The organism is Blautia sp. HCP3S3_C12, assembly GCF_052064155.1.
Lineage (GTDB): Bacteria > Bacillota > Clostridia > Lachnospirales > Lachnospiraceae > Blautia_A.
The window spans coordinates 1-1,235 of sequence record NZ_JBQHWC010000045.1 but is presented as its reverse complement, the minus strand read 5'-3'; the positions used below and the strand labels follow the sequence as shown (position 1 = coordinate 1,235).

Here is a 1,235-nt window from a genome sequence, read left to right as displayed (position 1 = left end):
CTCATCTTTTCTTTATCCGGTTTCAGGAAAAACTTCACAACCTTTCTTTTTTCATAATGCCATTTTTCACCCGTTTTCGTTTCCTCCGGCTTCTTTCCTTCGGCTTCCAGCCAGCCCTTACATGGTTTTACCAGCTGATCTTTGGTAAAGTCGATCTCTTTCCATTCGCCTTTTCCCTTGTAACACTTATTGCGGTTCGGGCAATGTTTACACGCATTTTTATTGGCATAGCGGATATTCCCGTTTTTCTTTATGCTCTTCTGTCTCAGGATTTCCCCAGCCGGACAGTATACCAGGTTTCTCTCAGGATCTCTGACAAAATAACCTTCTTTTGCTTTTTCCTGCATTTCCTCAGGACTTCCATAGACACTGCTGTTTTCCCGTTTTTCATCCACCACTTTACGACGGACTGTTTCTACCTTCATATCCTGTATCACTTCTGCATAAACTTCCGGTATCTTACCTGCATGCAGTGCTTTCTTCAGTTCTTCTGGCTCTGTGCTGGCAGTATCCGTTTCTGCCTCTTCATAAGGGATTTCTATGTCATAACCGTCTTTTCCATCATCTGTTATGACATGTGGGATAATACCGTTCTCCAGACACTCCACCATATCTTCCACAGCTTCATAACCTTTATCTGCTACTACTTCTATGATCTTTTCCGGTTCAGAGCTCTTTATCCCCTGCATCGTACTTTCCAGCAATCCATGGTCGGTTACCTGATTGGTCATCTGAAAATCTCGGATCAGATGTGTTTCAGAATCTACCGCCGTCTGTGGGTTATATGCTACTGTAAACCCATTTTTATTTTTCATGAGTTTTGCATCCGCATCTGTGATCGAAAGCTGGGATACCCCGGTTTCTTCCATCAGCTTCTGATAACCTTCGTATCTGGCAAGTCTCTCCTGTGCTTCTTTTAACTTGGCTTCAAGACTTTCTCTTGTCAGTTCTCCTGAAATCACGTCTGTTTCTTCCTGCTTGTCCATTTCATTCAGGATCCTTAGATACTCATCTGTATGACCATTCAGCCATTTGATCCTGTCATCCAGTTTGTTTTTGGTGAAGTTGTTATCTTTTGCGTTATCCGCCTGGATCTTTGTTCCATCCACGGAAGAAAATCCCCATTCCACTGCACCGGAGATCCGGCGGTTGAATTCATAAAAAATCTCTTTCAGGCTGTCTATGTTGTTTTTCCTGAAATCTGCAATGGTGCGAAAATCCGGTTCTACACCGCC

General features: G+C 43.2%; 1 protein-coding gene. It reads right to left on the bottom strand.

The window, feature by feature from the left end:
* Nucleotides 1-1,235 (bottom strand): transposase (locus ACTNDS_RS16625; RefSeq protein WP_441036860.1); only part of this gene is annotated, 1,235 nt, incomplete at both ends.